Origin of the sequence: Streptomyces niphimycinicus, from assembly GCF_018883605.1 — a bacterium.
In the GTDB taxonomy this organism is placed as follows: Bacteria; Actinomycetota; Actinomycetes; order Streptomycetales; family Streptomycetaceae; genus Streptomyces; species Streptomyces niphimycinicus.
Genome location: NZ_JAHLEM010000775.1, coordinates 1 through 5,043, shown reverse-complemented (window position 1 = coordinate 5,043; position 5,043 = coordinate 1). Strand labels below are relative to the sequence as shown.

Sequence of the window (5,043 nt, the reverse complement as noted above, 5' to 3'; positions counted from 1 at the left end):
CGGCCCCCGCCGCGCTGGCCGCGGGCGTCCTCGGAGCGGTTGCGGTCCCGGCCGCCGCCGGACGCCGCGCCCGCCTCGTCGTCGAGCCGGAGCGTCAACGAGATCCGCTTGCGCGGGATGTCGATGTCGAGGACCTTCACCCGGACGATATCGCCGGGCTTGACCACATCCCGCGGGTCCTTGACGAATGTCTTGGACATCGCGGAGACATGCACCAGGCCGTCCTGGTGCACACCGACGTCGACGAACGCCCCGAACGCCGCCACATTGGTGACGACGCCCTCCAGGATCATCCCGGCCGACAGGTCGCCGATCTTCTCGACGCCCTCCTTGAAGGTCGCGGTCTTGAAGGCGGGTCGCGGGTCGCGGCCCGGCTTCTCCAGCTCCTTGAGGATGTCGGTGACCGTCGGCAGGCCGAAGGCGTCGTCCACGAACTCGTCCGGCCGCAGCTCCCGCAGCACCGTCGTGTTCCCGATGAGGGTGGACACGTCGCCGCCCGCCTTGGTGACCATCCGGCGCACCACCGGATACGCCTCGGGGTGCACGCTGGACCCGTCCAGCGGGTCGTCGCCGCCGCGGATGCGCAGGAAGCCCGCGCACTGCTCATACGCCTTGGGGCCGAGCCGGGCCACGTCCTTGAGCGCCTTGCGGTTGACGAACGGGCCGTTGGCGTCGCGGTGGGAGACGATGTTCTCCGCGAGGCCGGTGCCGATGCCCGAGACCCGGCTGAGCAGCGGGGCGGAGGCCGTGTTGACGTCCACCCCGACGCCGTTCACACAGTCCTCGACGACCGCGTCGAGCGAACGGGAGAGCTTCACCTCGGACAGGTCGTGCTGGTACTGGCCGACGCCGATCGACTTCGGGTCGATCTTGACCAGTTCGGCCAGCGGATCCTGGAGCCGGCGCGCGATGGAGACGGCGCCGCGCAGCGAGACATCGAGGTCCGGCAGCTCCTGTGAGGCGAAGGCGGAGGCCGAGTACACCGAGGCGCCCGCCTCCGAGACCATCACCTTGGTGAGCTTCAGCTCGGGATGCCTGCCGCACAGCTCGCCCGCCAGCTTGTCGGTCTCGCGGGACGCCGTGCCGTTCCCGATCGCGATGAGCTCCACATCGTGCTCACGCGCCAGCCCGGCCAGCTTGTCCAGGGCCTGGTCCCACTGGTTGCGGGGGACGTGCGGATAGATCGTGTCCGTGGCCGCCACCTTGCCGGTCGCGTCGACCACGGCCACCTTCACCCCGGTACGGAAGCCGGGGTCGAGGCCCATCGTGGCGCGCGTCCCCGCCGGGGCGGCGAGCAGCAGATCGCGGAGGTTGGCGGCGAAGACCCGGACGGCCTCGTCCTCGGCGGCCTGCCGCAGCCGCAGCCGCAGATCGATGCCGAGATGGACCAGAACACGGGTGCGCCAGGCCCAGCGCACCGTGTCGGCCAGCCACTTGTCGGCGGGGCGGCCGCGGTCCGCGATGTCGAAGCGGTGGGCGATGGAGCGCTCGTAGGAGGTGGGGCCGGGCTCCTCGGAGGGCTCCTCCGGCTCCAGGGTGAGGTCGAGGACCTCCTCCTTCTCGCCGCGGAACATCGCCAGCACCCGGTGCGAGGGCAGCTCGGTGAACGGCTCGGCGAAGTCGAAGTAGTCGGCGAACTTGGCGCCCGCCTCCTCCTTGCCCTCGCGCACCTTGGTGGCCGCCCGGCCGCGCTCCCACATCCGCTCACGCAGCTCGCCGATGAGGTCCGCGTCCTCGCTGAACCGCTCGGTGAGGATGGCGCGCGCCCCGTCCAGCGCGGCGGCGGCGTCCGCGACGCCCTTCTCGGCGTCCACGAAGGCCGCCGCGGCGGCCGTGGGCTCCACGGTCGGGTCGCCCAGCAGCCCGTCCGCCAGCGGCTCCAGCCCGGCCTCGCGGGCGATCTGCGCCTTCGTGCGCCGCTTGGGCTTGTAGGGGAGGTAGATGTCCTCCAGCCGGGCCTTGGAGTCCGCGGCGAGGATCTGCGCCTCCAGCGCCTCGTCCAGCTTGCCCTGGGAGCGGATCGACTCGAGGATCGCGGCGCGCCGCTCCTCCAGCTCCCGCAGATAGCGCAGCCGCTCCTCCAGGGAGCGCAACTGCGCGTCGTCGAGCATTTCCGTCGCTTCCTTGCGGTAGCGCGCGATGAACGGCACGGTGGAGCCGCCGTCGAGCAGCTCGACGGCGGCCTTGACCTGCCGTTCCCGTACGCCGAGTTCCTCGGCGATCCTGCCTTCGATGGACGTCGTCACGATCACGCTCCGCTTTCGGTATGCACTGCTCCTGCATTGTGGCAGGTGGCACTGACGAAGCGGTCGCGGCCGACGCTTTCGGCGGGCCGGGAGGGTCGGGATACGGGCCGGGCGGACACCGGTATCAGCCGGAAACGGTCATCACACCCGCCTGCGACGCGGTCCGCTCGCCACCTCGGAGGCGCCGCCGAAGAGGCGGGCGAGGGCGCGGAAGGGGAGCGTCACCACGGTCGCGATGGCGGCACCGATGGCACGGAGCACGTCGGCGATGGCACGGAACACGGTGGATACCTCCTGTCGCTCGGCGGCGGCTCGGCGGCGGCCGCCGGGCACCGTTCGCTACGCGGCGCACGGGCTGGTGCCGGCGTACGCGGCGCGCGGTGTGGGCGCCCGGTTGTCAGACGGCCGATCGCGCACGACAAGCGGGTATCCCGATGTGCTCCTGCCAAACCCGGCCCCGGTCGGGCCCGCCCCGCCCGGCCGTCGCCCCGCCGCGAGCCTGCCTGTTCACCGCGAGCCCGGTCCGTCCCGGAGCGCCCGGGCCGGGCTGCCTTGGCCCTCGCCGGGGGTGCCTGAGGGCGTGCCATACCGGTGGGGCCACGTCTGGAGCGCAGCCCCCGTCCTGGGTCCGGGGCGCAGCCCCACGCGCGGCGGAGCCGCATATCGACAGGAGCCGGGAAGGGGGCGGGGAGCGGAGCGGCCCGGAGGTGAAGGTGCGTCGCGCCCGCGCCCCGGTCGCCGTGGGGCGGGCGTCGGCGGCCCGGGCCGCCGTATCGCGGGCAGGTGTCCGGGGCCGGACCTCGCCGGGAGGTGCGGCCCCGGACGGCCGGGCCAGGAGGCCGACCGTCAGCTCTTGCCGCGGAGGTCCGCCGGGAAGGCGCCGTTCTCGCGGGCGGTGGTGGAGAAGGCGGTGGCCAGCTCGGTCAGCCGGGCCACGCCCTCGGCGCCCAGGTGCTCGTACGGCGCCGCGTCCAGGCGGTCGGTCTCCTTCTCGAGGTGCTGGCGCAACTGCTCACCGGCCTCCGTCAGCTCGTTGTCCGCGGTGAGCACCCCCCGGTCGCGCAGCCGCTGCCGGCCCGCCTCCCACTGCTCGGCGCTCCAGCCGCGGGTCCGCAGGATCCACTTGGTGGACATGCCCTGCCCGGTCGCGGTGTGGGAGGCCAGCGCCTCGACCGGGTCGAGCTCGGCGCTGACCAGGGTCATCAGATGGCCGTCGCCGCGGTGTTCGCGCAGCAGCGTGGCGGCGTGCCACAGCGCCAGATGCGGGGCGTCCGGGACGGGCAGATCGGCGTGGGCGGCGTACAGGGGGCGCGCCGGGCGCGAGCACGCCTCGGTGGCGCGCAACGCCAGCTCCGCGGCCTCGGCCAGCTCCTTGGAGGCGATGACGTCCTCGCCCAGCACCCGCCGCAGCACCGAGTCGGCGGCCCGCAGCCGGGCCTTGAGGGCGGCCTCGGGGGAGACCACGTCCCAGGCGGCCGGAATGTGGCGGGCGATCAGGTCATGGCTGAAATTGAAGAAGGTGGCGGTGATGGTGCCCGCGGTCGCTCGGCCCATCGGTGCCGCCCGCCCGACGAAGTAGCCGGCCGCGCTGTCCTCCAGGCCCAGCTTGGCGAGCTCCTGGCCGAAGTCGGGGGCGAAGTAGATGGCGGAGTGGAGCGGGTTGACGACGCTGTAACAGCGACGGGCGGCAAGCTCGGGAAGTGTGGTCATGGCCGCACGCTACCGACAGGTAGTGACCCCCGGTAGCCCGGGTATCCCCAAGATCCATCGGGCCCGCGGGATCCGGCCACCCTTACGCCGTCGCGATCCCCGCCAAACCTCATCAGCCCGCTCGATCCGGCCATTTTCCGGCCCTGGTCATCCGGCCGCCGTCATCCGGCCACGGTCATCAGGCCGGTGGGGTCCAGCGGAAGCGCGGGGTGCGGCGTTCGAGGAAGGCGGCGATGCCCTCGCCGGCCTCCTCGCTGTGCCGCGCCTGTTCCCGCCAGTACGCCGCCCGGTCCGGCTCGACGGGCCCGGCCGCGAACTCCTTGGCCGCCGCCTGGGTGAGCTGCGACCGGGAGACCAGCGACCGGGTGAACTCCGCCACCCGCTTGTCGAGTTCGCCCGCCGGCAGCACCTCGTCCACCAGCCCGGTGCGCAGCGCCCGTTCGGCGTCGATCAGTTCGCCCGAGAACAGCAGGAACTTGGCGGTGGCCGGTCCCACCAGCTCGACCAGCCGGCGGGTCGAGCCGGGGGCGTAGACGATGCCCAGCTTGGCCGGGGTGATCCCGAAGCGGGCGTCCTCCTCGGTGAACCGCAGATCGCAGGCGGCCGCGAGCTGGCAGCCGCCGCCCACGCAGTAGCCGCGCACCGCGGCCAGGGTCGGCTTGGGGAAGGCGGCCAGCGCCTCCTCGGCGGGCAGCGCGAGCCCGGTGGACTCCTCGTAGGTGGCGCTCAGCGAGCCGATGTCGGCGCCCGCGCAGAAGGTGTCGCCCTCGCCGGTGAGCACCAGGGCCCGTACGGCGGGGTCGGCGGCGAGCCGGGTCAGCAGCGGGGGCAGCGCGCGCCACATCCCGGGGGTCATCGCGTTGCGCTTGGCGGGATGGCGGATGACGACGGTCGCTATGCCGTCGGCGACCTCATGCTCCAGACAGGGCTCCATGTGGCGGATCGTATCCGGGCCGGTCAGGGCGGAGTCACCATGGTCGGAACCCTGGCGGGCAGGAACAGTCGAGCGCGTGACAGTGGCATACGCCAACGATCAAAAACGCTCGATAAGCGTCAAGTTGCGCGTACTCCATCGGTCCGTACCAGA

At 72.8% G+C, this 5,043-nt stretch carries 4 protein-coding genes; all 4 read right to left on the bottom strand.

Annotation, left to right across the window (positions count from 1 at the left end; translation table 11 throughout):
* The coding region (locus tag KN815_RS42435) for a Tex family protein (protein ID WP_216347107.1) at window positions 1–2,246 on the bottom strand (2,246 nt) is incomplete at its 3' end.
* A gap of 141 nt (window positions 2,247–2,387) precedes the next feature.
* Window positions 2,388–2,528: an LPFR motif small protein gene (locus KN815_RS42430; protein ID WP_216347106.1), complete on the bottom strand. Its 141-nt coding sequence runs from the start codon at window positions 2,526–2,528 to the stop codon at window positions 2,388–2,390.
* A 564-nt stretch (window positions 2,529–3,092) separates the two neighbouring features.
* Window positions 3,093–3,956, bottom strand: coding sequence for an SCO6745 family protein (locus KN815_RS42425; protein ID WP_216347105.1), 864 nt, complete (start codon window positions 3,954–3,956; stop codon window positions 3,093–3,095).
* Between the two features lie 178 nt (window positions 3,957–4,134).
* On the bottom strand, window positions 4,135–4,890 hold the full coding sequence (locus KN815_RS42420) for an enoyl-CoA hydratase/isomerase family protein (RefSeq protein WP_216347104.1): 756 nt from the start codon (window positions 4,888–4,890) through the stop codon (window positions 4,135–4,137).
* Window positions 4,891–5,043 lie beyond the last annotated feature (153 nt).

Coding starts and splice junctions, on each gene's coding strand:
- KN815_RS42425 (WP_216347105.1), bottom strand. CDS start 3,956: ATGACCACACTTCCCGAGCTTGCCGCCCGTCGCTGTTACAGCGTCGTC.
- KN815_RS42420 (WP_216347104.1), bottom strand. CDS start 4,890: ATGGAGCCCTGTCTGGAGCATGAGGTCGCCGACGGCATAGCGACCGTC.